This window comes from Mycobacterium alsense (genome assembly GCF_002086635.1).
GTDB lineage: Bacteria > Actinomycetota > Actinomycetes > Mycobacteriales > Mycobacteriaceae > Mycobacterium > Mycobacterium alsense.
This window is the reverse complement of sequence record NZ_MVHD01000027.1, coordinates 36,719-53,782: the sequence shown is the minus strand read 5'-3', so window position 1 is coordinate 53,782 and position 17,064 is coordinate 36,719. Positions and strand designations below refer to the sequence as shown.

16 protein-coding genes are annotated in these 17,064 nt (G+C 69.0%); 5 read left to right on the top strand and 11 right to left on the bottom strand.

From position 1 onward, the window contains the following. Window positions 1-12: 12 nt before the first annotated feature. The 3 genes from BST11_RS15915 to BST11_RS15905 all read left to right on the top strand — a co-directional run bounded on the left by BST11_RS15915 (window position 13) and on the right by BST11_RS15905 (window position 2,418). Complete coding sequence (locus BST11_RS15915) at window positions 13-1,032, top strand: nitronate monooxygenase (RefSeq protein ID WP_083138909.1); 1,020 nt, start codon at window positions 13-15, stop codon at window positions 1,030-1,032. A gap of 97 nt (window positions 1,033-1,129) precedes the next feature. Next, window positions 1,130-1,600 carry a GbsR/MarR family transcriptional regulator gene (locus tag BST11_RS15910; RefSeq protein ID WP_083138891.1) on the top strand — a complete coding sequence of 157 codons (471 nt, stop codon included), beginning with the start codon at window positions 1,130-1,132 and terminating at the stop codon, window positions 1,598-1,600. Beyond that, on the top strand, window positions 1,597-2,418 hold the full coding sequence (locus tag BST11_RS15905; protein WP_083138890.1) for a class I SAM-dependent methyltransferase: 822 nt from the start codon (window positions 1,597-1,599) through the stop codon (window positions 2,416-2,418). The genes BST11_RS15910 and BST11_RS15905 overlap by 4 nt, the downstream gene beginning before the upstream one ends. Here the strand turns inward: BST11_RS15905 and BST11_RS15900 are convergent, their stop codons facing one another. Genes BST11_RS15900 through BST11_RS15890 form a run of 3 tightly spaced genes read right to left on the bottom strand, consistent with a single transcriptional unit; the run spans window position 2,419 to window position 6,110 of the window. Further along, on the bottom strand, window positions 2,419-3,687 hold the full coding sequence (locus BST11_RS15900; protein WP_083138889.1) for an amidohydrolase family protein: 1,269 nt from the start codon (window positions 3,685-3,687) through the stop codon (window positions 2,419-2,421). A 40-nt stretch (window positions 3,688-3,727) separates the two neighbouring features. Continuing rightward, window positions 3,728-4,501 (bottom strand): class II aldolase/adducin family protein, encoded by a 774-nt coding sequence (locus BST11_RS15895; RefSeq protein WP_083138888.1) that lies wholly within the window; start codon window positions 4,499-4,501, stop codon window positions 3,728-3,730. Then, window positions 4,488-6,110: a class I adenylate-forming enzyme family protein gene (locus BST11_RS15890; protein ID WP_083138887.1), complete on the bottom strand. Its 1,623-nt coding sequence runs from the start codon at window positions 6,108-6,110 to the stop codon at window positions 4,488-4,490. Before BST11_RS15890 ends, BST11_RS15895 begins: the two co-directional genes overlap by 14 nt. A gap of 140 nt (window positions 6,111-6,250) precedes the next feature. On the opposite strand from BST11_RS15890, the gene BST11_RS15885 reads away from it, so the two are divergent. Further along, window positions 6,251-7,108: an alpha/beta fold hydrolase gene (locus BST11_RS15885; RefSeq protein ID WP_244897673.1), complete on the top strand. Its 858-nt coding sequence runs from the start codon at window positions 6,251-6,253 to the stop codon at window positions 7,106-7,108. A gap of 39 nt (window positions 7,109-7,147) precedes the next feature. Here the strand turns inward: BST11_RS15885 and BST11_RS15880 are convergent, their stop codons facing one another. Both BST11_RS15880 and BST11_RS15875 read right to left on the bottom strand, forming a co-directional pair. After that, window positions 7,148-8,542 carry a fatty acid desaturase family protein gene (locus BST11_RS15880; protein WP_083138885.1) on the bottom strand — a complete coding sequence of 465 codons (1,395 nt, stop codon included), beginning with the start codon at window positions 8,540-8,542 and terminating at the stop codon, window positions 7,148-7,150. Between the two features lie 15 nt (window positions 8,543-8,557). Next, on the bottom strand, window positions 8,558-9,655 hold the full coding sequence (locus tag BST11_RS15875) for a ferredoxin reductase (protein ID WP_083138884.1): 1,098 nt from the start codon (window positions 9,653-9,655) through the stop codon (window positions 8,558-8,560). A gap of 299 nt (window positions 9,656-9,954) precedes the next feature. Here BST11_RS15875 and BST11_RS15870 point away from each other — a divergent pair, with 299 nt between their 5' ends. Further along, window positions 9,955-10,806: a DMT family transporter gene (locus BST11_RS15870; RefSeq protein ID WP_083138883.1), complete on the top strand. Its 852-nt coding sequence runs from the start codon at window positions 9,955-9,957 to the stop codon at window positions 10,804-10,806. Between the two features lies 1 nt (window position 10,807). Here BST11_RS15870 and fadD1 read toward each other — a convergent pair whose 3' ends face one another. The 6 genes from fadD1 to BST11_RS15840 are packed head-to-tail and all read right to left on the bottom strand — an operon-like array spanning window position 10,808 to window position 17,064. Continuing rightward, complete coding sequence (fadD1, locus tag BST11_RS15865; RefSeq protein ID WP_083138882.1) at window positions 10,808-12,385, bottom strand: fatty-acid--CoA ligase FadD1; 1,578 nt, start codon at window positions 12,383-12,385, stop codon at window positions 10,808-10,810. Further along, window positions 12,382-13,983, bottom strand: a complete 1,602-nt coding sequence (locus tag BST11_RS15860; protein ID WP_083138881.1) for a flavin-containing monooxygenase — start codon at window positions 13,981-13,983, stop codon at window positions 12,382-12,384. Before BST11_RS15860 ends, fadD1 begins: the two co-directional genes overlap by 4 nt. Beyond that, complete coding sequence (locus BST11_RS15855; protein WP_083138908.1) at window positions 13,980-14,939, bottom strand: alpha/beta hydrolase; 960 nt, start codon at window positions 14,937-14,939, stop codon at window positions 13,980-13,982. The genes BST11_RS15860 and BST11_RS15855 overlap by 4 nt, the downstream gene beginning before the upstream one ends. A 29-nt stretch (window positions 14,940-14,968) precedes the next feature. Next, entirely contained in the window at window positions 14,969-15,376 is a 408-nt protein-coding gene (locus BST11_RS15850; protein ID WP_083138880.1) for a Zn-ribbon domain-containing OB-fold protein, read from the bottom strand. A 3-nt stretch (window positions 15,377-15,379) separates the two neighbouring features. Continuing rightward, complete coding sequence (locus tag BST11_RS15845; protein ID WP_083138879.1) at window positions 15,380-16,582, bottom strand: thiolase family protein; 1,203 nt, start codon at window positions 16,580-16,582, stop codon at window positions 15,380-15,382. Then, the gene (locus tag BST11_RS15840) at window positions 16,579-17,064 is read right to left on the bottom strand and encodes a MaoC family dehydratase (protein ID WP_083138878.1); all 486 of its coding nucleotides are present in this window, start codon (window positions 17,062-17,064) and stop codon (window positions 16,579-16,581) included. The genes BST11_RS15845 and BST11_RS15840 overlap by 4 nt, the downstream gene beginning before the upstream one ends.

Below are 17,064 nucleotides of genomic sequence, written 5' to 3'. Positions count from 1 at the left end.
AAGGGCACACAGATGCTGGCACAGTTCGGGATGTCCATCCCGCTCGTCGCCGCCCCGATGTCGGGCGGTCCGACCACTCCGGCGATGGTGTCGGCGGCGACCCGGGCCGGCGGCTTCGGCTTGCTGGCGGCCGGTTACAAGACCGTGGAGGCCGTCGAGGCGGAGATAAAGGCGGTGCGCACCGAGGGAATCCCGTTCGGCGTCAACGTGTTCGCGCCCAATCCGTTGCCGGTCGAGCCCGACAGGTACCGGACCTATGCCGCAATTCTTCAGAAGGAGGCCGACCAGTTCGGCCTGACCCTCCCCGGTGAGCCGATCGAGGACACCGACAGGTTCGACGAGAAGATCGAGCTGTTGCTCGACGACCCGGTGCCCATGGTTTCGTTCACCTTCGGGATACCGCCACGCCACGTGATAGCCGCGCTGCAACGGGCCAATAGCGTTGTGGTTCAAACGGTGACGACGCCCGATGAGGCGGCGCAGGCGCACGCCGCCGGAGTCGACATGCTCGCCGTGCAGGCCGCGGCCGCCGGCGGGCATTCCGGCACGCTCTCCCCGGGCAAACCCCTGACGCCGGTGCCGATCGTCGACCTCGTCCGGCAGGTCGTCGCGACCGTGCCGCTGACCGTGATGGCCACCGGTGGGCTCGCCACTGCGGCCGCGGTCGGAGAGGTGATCCGCGCGGGCGCCGCGGCGGCCGCGGTCGGAACGCTTCTGCTGCGAGCCACCGAGAGTGGCGCCTCGGCCACCCACCAGGCGGCGCTCACCGACCCCGCCTACACCGAGACCGTGCTCACCCGCGCCTTCACGGGCCGACCGGCCCGCGGCCTGCGCAACGCGTTCATCGACGCCCACGAGGCGCAGGCGCCGCTGGGCTATCCGGCGATTCACCACCTCACCAGCCCGATGCGTAAGGCGGCCGCCGCGGCGGGCAAGCCGGAATACGTCCACCTGTGGGCCGGCACCGGGTACCGGCACGCCACCGCCGAGCCCGCCGCCGACATCCTGCGGCGGCTGGCTGCCGAGCTCTGATCGCTACCGACCCGCCCGCCTCGGGTCCGCTGCGGGTCGGGCTTGACCAGCGTCGTAGATTACGTTTAGTTTGTACTTAACAAACAGAGTGAGGAAGATGTCACCGGAAGAGGCCGAATTCGTCGACCGGCTCGGGCTGTTCTTCGAGCTCCTCGGCGCCACCCGCACCATGGGCCGGATCTACGGGTGGCTGCTGATCTGCGACCCGCCGCAGCAGTCGTTGACCGAGCTGGCCGAGGCGCTCTCGGTGAGCAAGGCCTCGATCAGCACCGTCGCCCGGCAGCTGCTGGAAGGCGGCATGGTCGAGCGGTTGCCCAGCCCCAACCGTCAACACCTGTACCGGGTCACGGCGGGCGGGTTCACCAGCGTTCTGGAAACGCAGCTGTCGCTGATGCGCCTGGGCATCGAGCCCGCCGAGTTCGCTCTGTCCGTGCTCGGTGAGGACCGCGCCGAGCAGCGGCGGCGCGTCGAGGACTTCCGTGATTTCTGCGAGTTCTGCACCCAGGCCTATCGGGACCAGCTCATGCGGATGTGGACCGAATATCGGGAGGGGAAGAGACGGCCATGACGGCGACGGACAAGGTCGACTTCACGGACGTGCCGTGGGGCTCGGTGGAGTGGACGAACCTGTGCACGCTGTACCTGCGGGCATACGAAAGCCGTTCGCCGGCCCCGATTCTGGGTGATACGGCGGCCGCCGAGGCGGTGGACCGCATCGGGTACGACTGGGCCCGCATGCGCCGCGCCTCGAGACCGGGATCCAACCAGTACCTGGTCAGCGTGCGCGCCAGCCGGCTCGACGAGTGGAGTGCCGACTTCCTGCGCCGCCATCCGAACGCCGTCGTGCTGCATCTCGGGTGCGGCATGGACACCCGGGCGTTCCGGCTGCACCCGCCCGAAACCGTGCAATGGTTCGACGTCGATCAGCCGAACGTGATCGCGTTGCGGCGCAAGCTGTATGACGACGGCGACGGCTACCGGATGATCGGCTCGTCGGTGACCGATGAGGCGTGGCTGCACGTGATACCCACCGGTCGCCCGACGCTGGTGGTCGCGGAGGGGCTGCTGATGTACCTCGCCGAACCCGACGTGCGAGCGCTGCTGCGGCGCCTCACCGACCGGTTCGGCGACGGCGAATTGCTGTTCGACACGACGTCCCCGATGGGCCCGCGTCTGTCCAAGGTGCTCACCAACGGGATCACCAAGTGGGGCATCGATGACGTCCGCGACCTCGAGCAATGGAACCCGCGGCTAGGCTTCCGCGAGCAGACTCCGGTGATAGCGCTCTACGAACGCGTCCCCTCGGCGCCGGTGCGGCTGGTGTGGCGGATGATCAACGCCACCCCGATGCGGAATTTCGACATGCTCAACCGGTTCGCGTTCTGATCAGAAGGCCTCGGGGTCGCGCTGGATCTCGACCGGCACCGGGTGCCGGTACAGGCGGGAGGCGTTCTCCCAGCTGAACTTTCGGATCACGTCCGGCGGCAGATCGCCGATCTGTTCGTGGATGGTGTCCTGGGTGTGCGGCCAGGTGGAGTCGCAGTGCGGGTAGTCGGCCTCCAGCATGATGTTGTCCACCCCGATCCGGTCGCGCTGCACGAATGACGACTTGTCCTCCACGGCGCAGAACCGGAAATTCCGGGTGAAAACCTCCGCGGGAGTCAGGCTTTCGTTCATGGCCTGCCACGTGCCGTACATCGCGTGGTAGCTGAGCATGTGGTCGAGGCGATCCAGCAGGCCCGCGACCCAGCCGATTCCGCCCTCGGACAGGCAGATCTTGAGCTCGGGGAACCGGCTGGGCAGCCCGGAGTACAGCCAGTCGACAGCCGCCGAGATGGCATAGGCGAAGAACAGCACGCCCTGGACGTCGGGTGGCGCGTCGTCGGTGGTCGACGGCGCGGAACCCGAGGATCCGATGTGCAGGTTCACCACCGTGCCGGTCTCGGCGCAGGCCGCCATCATCGGATCCCAGTGGCCGGAGTGGATGCTCGGCAATCCCAGCATCGCCGGGTTCTCGCTGAAGGTCACGGCGTGAAACCCGCGCGCGGCGTTCTCGTAGATCATCGTGGCGCCCAGTTCGGGGTCCAGCAGCCACGGCAGCTGACACGGGATGATCCGCTGCGGATACGACCCCGCCCAGACCTCGAGGTGCCAGTCGTTCCACGCGCGCACCGACGCCAGCGCCAGCTCGCGATCCGTGGTGACCTGCTGCAGCCGCTGGCCGGCGAACCCCGGCAGAAACGAGGGGAAATTCAGCGAGGCGTAGATGCCGTTCAGATCCATGTCCTCGATGCGGGCGTGGATATCCCAGGCGCCCCTGCGCATCTCGTCGAAGCGGACCGGTTCGAAGCCATACTCCGCCACCGGCCGGCCGACGACGGCGTTGAATCCGACATTGGGCAGTTCCCGGCCGTCGTAGACCCACGTCTGTCCCCCGTCGCCGGTCTCCACGACCCTGGGCGCGCGGTCGGCGAACCTTCGGGGCACGCGCCCGGCGAAGGTGTCCGGCGGCTCGACGATGTGGTCGTCCGCCGAGATCACGGTGTAGCGCCGCTTCGCGCGCGGCGGATCCGGCAGGAACGTCACCGTCCGCTGCTCGCCGGTCTTGGCGGTGGTGAAGTTGAGGTCCGCGGCCAGGTCGTCGATCGATTTCACCGGTCAACCTCCTCGAGACGGCGCGCAATGGCGCCGCGGGTCAGGTGAGCACATCCGGATCGGCCTTGATGGTCATCCGGGCCGCGCCCGCCCAGTACACGTCGGCGGCGCGTTCGATGAGCGAGCGCTGCATGCCCGCCATGTCCGACCAGCTCATCTTCAGCGGCTCCTGGCCGGTGAGCATGACGTCGTAGGCCAGCTTGCATGCCCGTTCGATGGATGCCGCCCGATAGACGGCCTCGGGCAGGTTGCGGCCCGTCGCGATGACGCCGTGGTTGGCCAGGATCGTCAGGTTGGCGCCGCCGATGCGCGCGGCGAGTTCCGCGGCCCGCGCGGGGGTGTCGATTTCGCCGTCGTAGGTGTCGACCAGGCGCAGGTCGTCGAGGTAGAGCGAACCGGTTTGGTGCACGAGCTCGGGCAGCCGGCTCAGGGCGGCCAGCACGCACGCGTAGTAGGGGTGGTTGTGGATGACCACGCGGGCGTCGTCGCGGACCCGGTGCAGTTCCGTGTGGATGTGGATGGCCGGGGTGACATCCCAGCGGCCGCGGACCACCCGCGCCCCGCTGTCGACGACGCAGATGTCGGAGGCGGTGAGCTCTTGCCACCACAGGCCCCAGGGGTTGACCAGCATGTCCGTCTGCCCGTCGCGCTGCCAGGTGATGTGCCCGGCCATGTTCTCCGCGAAGCCGATGCCGGCCAGGTGGCGGAAGGCGATGGCCAGCGCCTGCTCGTCGGACAGCTCGACCCCGATCGGGGGCACCACCGATGGCGCCCAGACCTCGAGACCACCTCGCCGTGCGTCAGGAGTGTTCATTGTCGGCCTCCATCCTGCTTCGAATATCCTCGCGGAGCTGGCCTTTGGCAATCTTGCCACCCGACGAGCGGGGCAGCTCGTCGACCACGATGAGCCGTTCGGGCAGCAGTTCCTTGGATACGCCCAGCGCCAAGAGGTGATCGACCAGCTGCGGCAGGTCGACGGTCTGCGAGTCGGCGAGTTCGGTGTAGACGCAGACCCTTTCGCCGAACACCGGATCGGGCATCGCGACCGCCGCCGCCACCGCGATCGCGGGGTGGCTGGTGACGGCGTCCTCGACCTGGGCCGCGCTGATGTTCTTGCCGCCGCGCAGGATGAAATCGGAGGTGCGGCCGGTGACGGTGAGGTAGCCGTCGGCGTCGATTTCGCAGATGTCGCCCATGCGCATCCATCCGTCCGGGGTGAACAACCTGTCGTGGTCGGTGCCCCCGAGGTAGCCGAGGCTGGTGGCCGGGCCCCGGCACGCGGGCTGGCCGCGCCCCGTCTCGGTGACGTCGGTGTCGCCGTCGAAGAGGCGGACCGACATTTCCGGCACGATCCGCCCGGCCGTGCGCAGCCGACGCACTCGGGAGTCGTCGAGCGTCGTCGCGCTCAGCATGCCCGTCTCGTTGGAACCGTAGAACTGCAGGATCGTGGCGCCGGTGAGGTCCTCGAACTCCGCGGCGGGCCGATACGGCAGCGCCTCGCCGCCCGCGAAAACCACACGCAGCGAGCTCAGGTCGTGATCGCGGCTGGCGGGATCCGCCATCAGCATCGTCAATTGCGTGCTGACACAACACAATACGGTGACCCGGTGGCGCGCGATCGCCTCACACGCCGCGCGCGCGGTGAACCGTGGCAGGATCACCGCGGTGGCGCCGAGGTAGATCGGGGTGGCGTGGCTGGTCCAGATGCCGAAACCGAAAGGCGTGGGGATGACCGGCAGGAAGACGTCGTCCCGCGTCAGCCGGCCGTTGCCGGTCGCCTTCTGGTGGAAGTAATACCAACGGTTTTGCGTGTGCACCACGCATTTGGGCAGCCCGGTCGTCCCGGAGGTGGAGTTGATCAGGAAGACGTCGTCGGCGCCCAGCCGCGTGTGCGCCCCCAACGCGCCGGGCCCGGCACCGCCGTTGAGCCGCAGTGCGCGCAGCTCGCCGTCGAGGACCAGCGCCCGCACCGGCGATTCGTCGGTGACACCCGCCGCGGCGCCGGCGCGCTGTGGATCGCTGATCAGGAGCTTCGGCCGCGCGTTGCGCAGGATCGCGCCGACCTCGCGAGTCCCGGCGCGCGCGCCGATGCCCACCACGACGGCGCCGCACCGCTCGATCGCGACGAACAACACGTGGATGGCCGCGGAGTCGCCGTGCCACACCGCGACCCGATCACCGCGCGTCACCCCGGTCCCGGCCAGCCGCCCGGCCAAAGCGGTTGCCGCATCGTCGAATTCCCGCCAGCTCAGCGACGCGCCGGGGTGGTCGACGTAGGCGAGGCGATCGGGGGTTGACTCGGCGTTGCGGCGCACCGCGTCCGACAGCGTCCAATCCGACCACCAGCCGGCCGCCCGAAACGAGGCCCAGTCCCCGTCGCTGAACGCCGGCGAGCCCACGGTATCCGGCCCACCGGCGCTCATCCGGTAAATGATAGGAAACCGCCACGACGATCGGCCGGGCAGATGGGCCGCAGGTGGGCGGCAGGTGGGCGGCAGATGGGCGGACGCTTCTGCGCCGCCGCGACGCCGTCCGGTATGAAGAACCTATGAGGGCTGCAGCGGTGACCCGGTTGCTCGAACGGTACCGGTCGGCCGGGCGCTCCTTCAGCGCCGACGGGATTTCGTCGTTCGCGCTCGACGATGGCCCGCGCGACGCGCCCGCGGTGGTGTGCGTGCACGGCGTTCCCGCTTCGGCTTACCTGTATCGCAAGGTGGTGCCGGAATTGGCCGCCAGGGGCCTGCGCGGTGTGGCGGTCGATCTGCCGGGGCTTGGATTTGCCGAGCGGCCCGCCGGGGCCGACTACAGCTGGACCGGTCTCGGCCGCTGGCAGCTCGCCGCGATCGACGCCCTGGGGCTCGACCGGTTTCACCTCGTGGTGCACGACATCGGTGGACCGGTCGGCTTCGAGGTGGCCGCCGCGGTGCCCGAGCGGGTTCTCTCACTGACCCTGTTGAACACCATCATCGAAGTCGAGTCGTTTCACCGGCCGTGGCCCATGGAGCCGTTCGCGCACCGGGGCATCGGAGAGGCCTGGCTGGCCTCGATGCGCGTGCCGGGCGCTTTCCTGTCGATCATGCGGCTTGTCGGTGTGAGCCGCCGCGTCCCGGCCGCCGAACTCGCATGTTGGGTTCCGCTGCTCTTCGGTGACGACGGCGGGCGGGCGTTTCTGAAAATCATGCGCGGCTTCGAGTTGACCTCCGCAAAGCAACGGCGCTACGTCGATGCCGTCCGCGATACGCCCTACCCCGTGCAGATCGTCTGGGGCGCCCGCGACGCGATGTTGCCGTGGCGGAGCCAAGGCATGCAGGCCCAGCGGGCCAGCGGCGTGATCGATCCAATCCTGTTGCCGGCCAAGCACTTCCTCCAAGAGGACTGTTCGGAAGAGATTGCCGCGGCTGTCCATCGCATCGCGATGTAGCGCGGTTCGTGGGGGCCGGCTTCGCGGGCCCGCTTCGCGTCAGTCCTTGCCCCGCGGCGGGGGTTGCACTTCGACGCCGCCGGATTTGTGCTCGGGTCCGGCCGCCGGGTGTTCGGCGGGGACACGCTCACGAAACCGGCTCGCCTCACTGACGCGGGCCGGGCCGGTTCGCCCGCCCTCACCGCGGTACGGTCCTGGCTTCGGTCGGGGCTTGCCGCCGGGGAACGCCAATCGGAAGATGCTGCGGTGCACCATGAACCACTGTTTCGAGAACCGGCCCGAGTTGTATGGCAGCTCGTAACGCTCGCAGATGTCCTTGACCTTCGGCGCGATTTCCGAGTACCGACTGCTTGGCATGTCCGGGTACAGGTGGTGCTCCACCTGGTACCCAAGGTTTCCGCTGATGACGTGAAAAAGCGGGCTGCCCTCGATATTCGCCGCGCCGACCAGCTGCCGCAAATACCAGTCGCCGCGCGTTTCGTCTGCGACTTCTTCCTCGCTGAATGTATAGGTCTGGTCGGGAAAATGGCCGCAGAAGATGATGGCGTGCGCCCACACGTTGCGGATCACGTTGGCCAGGGCATCCGCGGCCAGCGTGCGCAGGAATGTGCTTTCCACGCCGGGCAAGAACCGGTCGCAGAACCTCGCCGCGGCGCTGAGCCGGCCCGTGCGTGACACCCTCCGCAGCTGCCTGCCGGCACGCGACTCGGCGGGCTGGTTGATCCTGCCGCGCAACGCGAGCTGCAGCAGCCCAAACGCGCCGGCACTGATGATCGGCCAGCCAAGGTAGTCCTTGATGATCTGTGAGCGCGCTTTGCCTCCGATGCCTTTCAGGTCTTTGCGCACCTCGGACCAGGGCTTTTCGCGTGCGCGGATCGCCTCGATGTCCATGTCGTGCACCGCCACGCCCCACTCGAAGAGCACCGTCAGCAGCACGTTGTACAGCGGCTGAAACAGGTAGCCCCAGCGCCATACCTGATTGGGGTCGATGCGCATGATCTCGTAACCGAGATCCTTGTCCTTGCCGCGGATATTGGTGAAGGTGTGGTGGATGTAGTTGTGCGAGTGCTTCCAAGCCTCCGCCGTCGACGCGGTGTCCCAGTCCCACACCGACGAATGAATATCGGGATCGTTCATCCAATCCCATTGACCGTGCATCACATTGTGGCCGATCTCCATGTTCTCGAGGATCTTGGCCATACCGAGGCACGCGGTGCCGAGGACCAGCGCGGTTTTCGAGCGTGACCCCAGCAGCAACACGCGCCCCGCGACGACGATCTGCCGCTGGACCGAAATGACCGTCTTTATGTAGCGTCGATCGCGCTCGCCGAGATCGGCGAACACCTCGTCGTGAATCGCGTCGAGTTCCTTGGCAAGCTTTTCCCGCTCCTGCTCATCGAGGTGGGCAATCGGGTTTTTCACAGTAGCGGTCACTGTGACTCCTTTCGATCAAAGTTCGAGTTCGACGTCGCCTTCGGCGGTGTTGATACAGATCCGCACGTCCTGCCCGGTGGGCTCGATGACGTCGCCTGAGCGCAGATCACGCAGCCTGCCCGATTTCAGCGTGCCTACGCAGGTATGACAGATTCCGATTCGACAGCCATAGGCCAAATTCAGCCCGGCCTTCTCGCCGGCATCCAGAATCGAAGTGCCACCGTCGCATTCGACGGTCTTCTCGCTGTCGAGGAAGCGAACCTCGCCACCTTCGCCGGCCGCGGCGTCCCCGCCGATCTTGGGCTGAAATCGCTCGAAGTGAAGACGATTCGGATCACCGTGGCTTTCCCAGTGTTCGATCAGCGCGTCCAGCATTTCGCCCGGGCCGGAGCAGAAGGCTTCGCGTTCCCGCCAGTCCGCACAGACCTCGTCGAGCTCGCCCGGCGAGAGCCGCCCCCGCTCCGACGTGAGGCGCAGATCCAGACGCATCCCGTCGTGACGACGATCGAGGTCTTCCAGGACCGGCAGGAACATCACTTGGTCGCGAGTGCGAGCGGAGTGGATGACCACCACGTCGCCCAGCTCACCGTGGTGATCGAGGCTGCGTAGCATGCTCATGATCGGCGTGATGCCACTGCCCGCGCTGATGAACAGCAGCTTGGACGGCAGCGGTTCAGGCAGCGTGAACACTCCCTCGACCTCGCCAAGCCGGACCAGATCCCCGGGCCGGATCTTTCCCACCAGGTACGGCGACACCACACCGCTGTCCACCTTCTTGGGTGTGACGCTGATCAGGCCGTCTTCGGGTGAGGGATCAGACGTGAGCGAGTACGCCCGCCAGTGGTAGACGCCGTCAACGACCACGCCCAGCCGGACATACTGGCCGGGTTTGTGCCCGGGCCATTCGTACCCGGGCTTGATCAGCACGCTTGCGGCTTCCGAGCCCTGCGGCTCGATACGCTCCACCTTTCCGCGCAGCTCTTTGGTCGTCCACAGCGGGTTGATCATCTCCAGGTAGTCGTCGGGCTGCAGCGGGCTGAACAATCGCCGCACCGCGCGCAGGAACAACCGCCGACCCCGTGGGACATCGGGACGAGCTCCGCGTTCCGCCATGAAACTATGGTACACACTCGTGCACTCGAAGTGCCTTCGGTGACCTAAACACGCTGTAGTACACGCATACTTCGGCTCTGATGCCGTGCAAAAGATAGCAAACGTACGTTCACTGACGCAACCTCTTGGCTGGTGCGTCCCGTCATCATGACGTGCCCAACATTTCGGCGGAGCAAACATCGGAGCGGTCAGCGAAGAGATCCGTGAAGAGAGATCTTGTGACCGGGGTGCCGTACCGACGGGTACCTCACACATGCTTACCGACATCGCGCACTCAGCGGCACGGCTATTGTCGAGCCGTGCTGGTCGGGTTCCTGCTCGCGCTGGGCTGCTCGGTGTGCTACGGCACCGCCTCGGTGTTGCAGGCGGTCGCGGCGCGGTCGGTGGAACCCGGCGGCGACTCGGGCGTCGACGCGGTGCTGCTGCTGCGCGCCCTGCGGCAGTGGCGCTATCTCGCCGGCATCGGCCTCGACGGCCTGGGTTTCGTGTTCCAGGTGCTGGCGCTGCGCCTGGTGCCGATCTACGTCGTCGCCGCGGCGCTGGCCGCCTCGATCGCCGTCACCGGCATCGTGTCCGCGTGGGTGTTGTCGGCGCGGCTTTCCACGGTCGAGTGGTCGGCCGTCGGGGTGGTCTGCGTGAGCCTCGCGGCGCTCGCCGGCGCGGCCGGGCCGGAGCACTCCCGCCGTCCCCCCGGGTGGCTCGGCTGGGCGCTCATCGGAGTGGTGGCCGCGATCTTCGTGGCGGGTGCCGCCGCGGGTCGATTGCCCGAACGCGAGCGCGGGCTCGCCCTGGGGTTCGGCTCCGGAACTGGATTCGGTGTCGTCGAGGTCGGCGTGCGCCTAATCGATGTGATCGACCCGACCAAGGCCGCGTTCTACACCCAGCCGGCGCTGTACGCGGCGGCCGCGGGCGGGGTCGCGGGATTCCTGTTGCTCACCTCCGCCTTGCAGCGCGGCTCGGTGACGACGACGGTGGCCGCCATGGTCGTCGGTGAGACGATCGCCCCGGCGATCGTGGGGGTGGTGTGGCTCGGCGACACCGCCCGCGCGGGCCTCGGCTGGCTGGTCGTCGCGGGATTCGCGGTGGCGGTGTTCGCGACGCTGGTGTTGGCGCGGTTCGGCGAGGCGCCCGAACCCGTCGAGTCCGGTTGAGTCACTGGGATATCGCGTAGGTCGTGCCGCGCGGTTCGCGCGCCCACAGCACGCCGCCCTGCGCGGTGATGCCGGCGGCGATCAGTTCGCGTTTGAGGATCTTGTTGGTCGCGGTCGCGGGCAGGTCGTCGTTGATCCGCACGTAGCGCGGCCACGCCTTCGGCGAAAGGTCGGGTTGGGCGGCCAGGAACTTCTCGAAATCGCCCGGCGCCAAGTCGTTCCCGTCGCGCAGCACCAGGGCCGCCATCACCTGGTCGCCGACGCGCTCGTCGGGCACGGCGTACACCGCGACCTGGCTCACCTGAGGCAGCCGCTCCAGGATCCGCTCGATCGGCGCCGCGGCCAGGTTTTCGCCGTCCACCCGCATCCAGTCGGCGGTGCGGCCGGCCAAATAGATCCAGCCGTCGGCGTCGCGGTAGGCCAGATCCCCGGACCAGTACATGCCGTGCCGCATGCGCTTCGCCGTCGCGGATGGGTCGTTGTAGTACCCGGTGAACGGCCCGGCGCCCTGGGTGTTGACGAGTTCGCCGACGGCCTCGTCGAAATTGGCCAGGGCGCCGCCCTCGTCGAAGCGCGCCACCGCGCACTCCGACAGCGTCCGGGGGTTGTAGATGCCGACCCCGGGGTAGGGCTTGCCGATCGAGCCGGGCGGGGCGCCGTCCTCGCGGACGACGATCACCGCGAACTCGCTGGAGCCGAAGCTGTCGACGACCCGGCAGCCGAAACGCCGTGCGAATTCGTCGATGTCGCGGTCGGTGGCCTCGTTGCCGAACGCGATCCGCAGCGTCGTCTCCGCGTCGTCGGGACGTTCCGGCGTGGCGAGGATCAGCGCGAGCGGCTTGCCGACGTAGTTCAGGTAGGTGACGCCGTAGCGGCGCACGTCGTCGACGAACCGCGACGGAGAGAACTTCGCCGGGACCATCGTGGCGCCGCTGCCGATCGCGACCGCCCACCCGGCGGCGATGCCGTTGGAATGGAACAGCGGCATCGCCAGGTAGCACACGTCGTCGGCGGTGACGTCGTACTGGAAGATCAGGCTGGCCCCGCACATGATCGCCATCCCGTGCGCGAACCGCACGGCCTTGGGGTCGCCGCTGGTGCCCGAGGTGAAGATCATCATCAGGGTGTCGGCGGCGCCGACCTCGCGGTGGGCCACGAGCGGCGGCACCGCGGCAACGGCCTCGGCATAGCGCGGCGAGCCCACATCGAGAACCTGAATTCCGTTGAGATCCAGGCCATCCAGCAGTGGCAGGTGGTCGCCGTCGACCAGGAGGATCTGGCAGTCGGAGCGCCGGATGTCGCCGATCAGGCCGGCCCCGCGGCGGGTGGTGTTGATGCCGCACAGCACGTAGCCGCCCAGCGCCGCGGCCGCCATCGCGCGTAGCATCGCCGGCGAATTGGTCAGGAGGGCGCCGACGTGCAGCGGGCGCGCGGCGTCGGCGAGGTCGATCAGCGCCGCCGCCTCCGCCTCGGCCTCGGCCAGGTGTTCCCGCCAGGTCCACGTCCGGTGGCCGTGGGCGATCGCGGGGGTGTCGTCGTTGCGGCGTTGCCGCAGCAACTGCTGCACCGTCTCGGTCATCGCGTGGTCAGCACCAGCCCCGCGTAGTTCCGGTCGGCCACGGCGTCGCAGTGGCGCCGGTAGGTGCCGAAGCCCCCGGCGTAGGGCATAAACGTGCGCTTCTTGCCCTCGATGTTGGCGCCCAGATACCACGACGACGCGGCCTTGGGGAACAGGGTGGCCTCGGCGGCCTTCGCGACGTGCTCGGTCCAGGCGTCGGCGGCGTCGCGGCGGGGTTCGACCTCGCTCACCCCGAGGCGCCGGGCCGCCAGGATCAGCTCGATGGCCCAGTCGACTTGCACCTCGGCGTGCAGCACCATGTTCGCCAGCACCGATGGGCTGCCGGGCCCGCTGACGGTGAACAGGTTCGGCAGGCCCGGAACCATCAGGCCGAGGAACGTCACGGGGCCGTCGGCCCACACGTCGCGCAGCCGGTCACCCCTGGGACCCTTCGGGTCGATGCGGGTGAGCGCGCCGGTCATCGCGTCGAAGCCGGTCGCGAAGATCAGCACGTCGCACGGATAGGTCGCGTCGCGGGTCCGCACCCCGCCGGCGGTGATCGCGTCGATGGGCTCGCGGCGCAGGTTCACCAGCCGGACGTTGTCGCGGTTGAAGGTGGCGTAATAGCCGGCGTCCGTGCAGATTCGCTTCGTCCCGATCGGGTGGTCGACCGGGATGAGGTCGGCCGCCACGACGGGGTCGCGGACGATCTCCCGGATCCGCTCCTCGGCGAATCTCCTGGCGATGTCGTTGGCCGCCGGGTCGCTGTTCTGGTCGGGGAACGTCTTGGCGAACAACACGCCGCCCTCGCGCCACCGCCTCCACAGGGCCTCGGTCCGCTCGTGGGGTTCGGCGTCGACGGCGTTCTTGTGGTAGGCACGGTGCGGGGTGCCCGCCGGGGCGTAGGCCGAAATGCGCCGGCGCTCGGGGTATTCCGCGCGGATCTGTCGCAGTTCCTCGTCCGACCAGGGACGGTTGGGCATCGGGATGCTGTAGTTCGCGGACCGCTGGAACACCACCAGCCGCTCGGCCTGGTCGGCCACGATCGGAACCGCTTGGATGCCGGACGACCCCGTGCCGACCAGGCCCACCCGCTTGCCCCGCAGGTCGGGATCCTCGCGGGGCCACGCGGCGGTGAAATACACCTCGCCCGCGAAATCGTCGACCCCGGGGATGTCGGGGCGGTTCAGCGCCGAGAGGCAGCCGGTCGCGCATACCAGGAACGGCGCCGCGTAAACCCGGCCATCGCGGGTGCGGACGCGCCAGCGCCCTTCCTCGAAGTCAGCACCGACCGCGTCGACGCCGAACCGGTAGTGGCGGCGCAGATCGAAGCGGTCGGCCACGTGGCGCAGGTAGGCCAGGATCTCCGGCTGCGCGGCGAAGCGTTCGCTCCACGTCCAGCTTTGCTGCAGCTCCTCGTCGAACGAGTATGAGTAGTCGACGCTTTCGACGTCGCAGCGGGCGCCGGGATACCGGTTCCAGTACCAGGTGCCGCCCACATCGGGGGCCGCCTCGAGGGCCAGCACCGCCAGACCCGCCGATGCCGCGCGGTGGACGGCGTAGAGCCCGGCGAACCCCGCGCCGACGACGATCACATCCGCCGCATGGTCCTCGGTCATGTCGCCTCGCAGCAAGCGACGTCGAGCAGGCCCCGGAGATCCACGCACACCAGCTCGCGCGCCGAGGCCGCCGGCGGAAACGACGGAATCGTCATGAAGCCGTGGAACAACCCCGCGAAGTCGCGGTGGATGACCGGCACCCCGGCGGCGCGCAGGCGCCGCGCGTAGTCGCACCCCTCGCTGTGCAGGGGATCCAGCCCGGCGGTCACGATCACCGCGGGCGGCAGGCCCGCGTGGGAAACCGCGCGGGCCGGCGCCACCAGGTAGGGCGGGTCGACGATCCTCTCGCCGCCGAGGTATTGGCGCCAGTACCACTGCATCGCGGCGCGGGTGTTGAAGTAGCCGGTGGCGTAGCGGTGGTAGCTGTCGGTGTCGAACGTGGGATCGATGACGGGGTACAGCAACAGCTGGGCGGCGGGTGGGGCGAATCCTCGTTCGCGGCACAGGATCGCGGTCACCGCCGCGAGGTTTCCGCCGGCGCTGTCGCCCGCGACCGCGACCGCGCCCGCCTCGATGCCCAGCCCGGCCGCGTGCTCGGTCACCCAGCGGAACGCCGCGAACGCGTCGATCGCCGCCGCGGGCGCGGGATGCTCGGGGGCCAGCCGGTAGCCGACCGACACGACGACGGACTGGCTGCCGCGCGCCAGGGCCCGGCAGAAGCCGTCGTGGGACTCGATGTCGCAGAACACGAAGCCGCCGCCGTGGTAGAACACGATCGCCGGGCGGTGCCCGACCGGGTCGCCGTGCGGGTGGTAGATGCGCACCGGGATGGCCCCCGCCGGGCCCGGGATCTCGTGGTCGATGGTGCTGCGGACGTGGTCGACGTTGGCGGTGGGCACGCGCCGTTGGGCCACGGCGGCGCGCGCCTGCGGACCCGTCATCGTCTCGACGCGGGGGAACCCGGCGTTCAACTCGCGCAACATCGAGCGCACGGTCCCGTCGATGGTGTCGTCCATGTCGGCCTTTTCCCGCACCGCCGGGCCGGTCAGGCCGGCCGGTACCTCAGCAAGGTGATTCCGCTTTCAGGCAGATCGTAGAACACCGGCTCGACCCGCATGCCGATGCGAACCTCTGCCGGGTCGACGTCCACCAATTCGGTGCTGATCCGCGGCCCGGCATCCCACTGCACCACCGCGAGCAGCTGCGGCACGGCGTCCGCCCACGGAGGGCCGGTGGGCCTGCGGGCGACGGTGAAGGTGTACAGCGTTCCGGCGCCGTCGATTTCGCGCCACTCCAGGTCATCGGCGAGCGACCCGGGGGCAAGCGTGCGCGGATAGAAGACGTGGCGCCGCAGCGACGGCGAGTACTGCACCAGGATCCGGTGCTGCGCCAGGGCGTCCCAGAAGGGCCGCGAAACCGGCGTGGGTTCGGGGACGGGGATGCCGGGGGTCATCGCTCAGTCCCCCCGCAGCAGGAGGGCGACCTGCTCGCTCATGATGCCGCCGTTGCCGGTGACGAACGCGGTGTGACAGTCGCGCACCTGGGCCTCGCCGGCGCGGCCCATGACCTGGCGCGCGCCGTCGACGACGTGGTGCATGCCCCCGGCCATCCCGGCCTGCCCGAACGAGAGCTGACCGCCGGCGGTGTTGAGCGGGAAGTCGCCGCGGTGGGTCAGGTCGTGCTCGGCAACCCAGGACATGCCGTGGCCCTTGGCGCAGAAGCCGGCGTCTTCGAGGCTCATCAGCACGGTGATGGTGTAGCAGTCGTAGATCGAGGCGACGTCGACGTCGGAACGGTCCAGCCCGGCCATCGCGAACGCCCGGTCGGCGGCGCGCGCGATCGGCGTGCTCAACAGGTCCTCGGCGTAGGTCGGGGTCTTGAAGGCGATGTGTTCGCCGAAGCCGGTGATCCAGACGGGGCGGTGGCGGCCGCGGCGCGCGATGTCGGCGTTGGCGATGAGCACCCCGGCTCCCCCGTGCACGCGCATCACCGTCTCGAGCATGTGGATGGGATCGGCGATCATCGGGCTGGCCAACACGTCGTCCACCGTGATCGGGGACCCGTGAAAGACCGCGCCGGGATGCGCGCACGCGTTTTCGCGCTGGTCGACCGCGATCTTGGCGACCGCGGCCGGGTCGTAGCCGAACTCGGCCCCGTAGCGCTGGGCGATCTGCGCGTACGGGGCGTTCTGGCCGACGTTGCCGTACGGGATCTCGAACTCGGCCTGCGGTGACCCGTAGTTGTTCGACGACGCGCCATACCAATTCGCGGCGGGCGGCGGGCCCTTCGCCGATTGCGGCACGTTGGCCGATCCCGGGACGACGGCCAGCGCCGCGTCGCAGATGCCGAGCTCGACGGCGGCGGCGGCGCGCCACACCATGCCCGCCGAGGTGGCCCCGCCCAGGTCGACGCGCTCGCCGAAATCCAAGGCCAGGCCGAGGTATTCGCACAGCGTGGCTGGCGCGAACATCGCCGATTCGGCGACCCCGTGCGTGAGCAGCCCGCCGACACACGCGGGTTCGACGCCGGCGTCCTCGATGACCATCTTCGAAAGCGCCGCGTACTGGTCGAGGGTGAACAACGGCGGCCCGGTCGGCCGGCGCCCGGCGGGCAGCTCGGCGATGCCGACGATGGCCGCCTCGCCGCGCAGCCCCGTCACGGCGCCGTCCCGCGGCGGGGCAGCGCGACGGTCGCGGTTCCCGGCATCAGCACGGTGGCCCCGCGCCGGCCGGCGATGGCCAGGTCCACCAGCCCATAGTCTCCAAAGCCCCCAAAGCCCCCAAAGCCATTGTCGTCCAACCGCTTCGCGGTGACCTCGCCACCGAAGCTGAGCGCCTCGCCGGGGTGCGCGACGGCGCGGTTCTGCACCGAGAACGACACCAGTCGGCCGCGCCCGCCGATCCAGTCGCCGATCGCGCGGGCCAGCAGCGCAGCCTGCAGCGGACCGTGGACCAACACGTCGTCGTACCCCTCGACCTCGCGAGCCCACTGTTTGTCGTAGTGGATGCGGTGCGCGTTGTAGGTGGCGGCGCTGAAGAAGAACAGCTGCGTTTCGTCGACGGTGACGGTCAGGGTGGGAATCTGGTCGCCCACGGCGATGTCGTCGAAAAATGGTTGGTCGAACACCCGCTGGCCGCTCAT

Excerpts from the sequence above, each read along its gene's own strand:
- BST11_RS15915 (WP_083138909.1), top strand. The coding sequence starts at position 13 with ATGCTGGCACAGTTCGGGATGTCCATCCCGCTCGTCGCCGCCCCGATG.
- BST11_RS15910 (WP_083138891.1), top strand. The coding sequence starts at position 1,130 with ATGTCACCGGAAGAGGCCGAATTCGTCGACCGGCTCGGGCTGTTCTTC.
- BST11_RS15905 (WP_083138890.1), top strand. The coding sequence starts at position 1,597 with ATGACGGCGACGGACAAGGTCGACTTCACGGACGTGCCGTGGGGCTCG.
- BST11_RS15895 (WP_083138888.1), bottom strand. The coding sequence starts at position 4,501 with ATGAACACTCCTGACGCACGGCGAGGTGGTCTCGAGGTCTGGGCGCCA.
- BST11_RS15890 (WP_083138887.1), bottom strand. The coding sequence starts at position 6,110 with ATGAGCGCCGGTGGGCCGGATACCGTGGGCTCGCCGGCGTTCAGCGAC.
- BST11_RS15875 (WP_083138884.1), bottom strand. The coding sequence starts at position 9,655 with ATGGCGGAACGCGGAGCTCGTCCCGATGTCCCACGGGGTCGGCGGTTG.
- fadD1 (WP_083138882.1), bottom strand. The coding sequence starts at position 12,385 with ATGACCGAGACGGTGCAGCAGTTGCTGCGGCAACGCCGCAACGACGAC.
- BST11_RS15860 (WP_083138881.1), bottom strand. The coding sequence starts at position 13,983 with ATGACCGAGGACCATGCGGCGGATGTGATCGTCGTCGGCGCGGGGTTC.
- BST11_RS15855 (WP_083138908.1), bottom strand. The coding sequence starts at position 14,939 with ATGGACGACACCATCGACGGGACCGTGCGCTCGATGTTGCGCGAGTTG.
- BST11_RS15850 (WP_083138880.1), bottom strand. The coding sequence starts at position 15,376 with ATGACCCCCGGCATCCCCGTCCCCGAACCCACGCCGGTTTCGCGGCCC.
- BST11_RS15840 (WP_083138878.1), bottom strand. The coding sequence starts at position 17,064 with ATGAGCGGCCAGCGGGTGTTCGACCAACCATTTTTCGACGACATCGCC.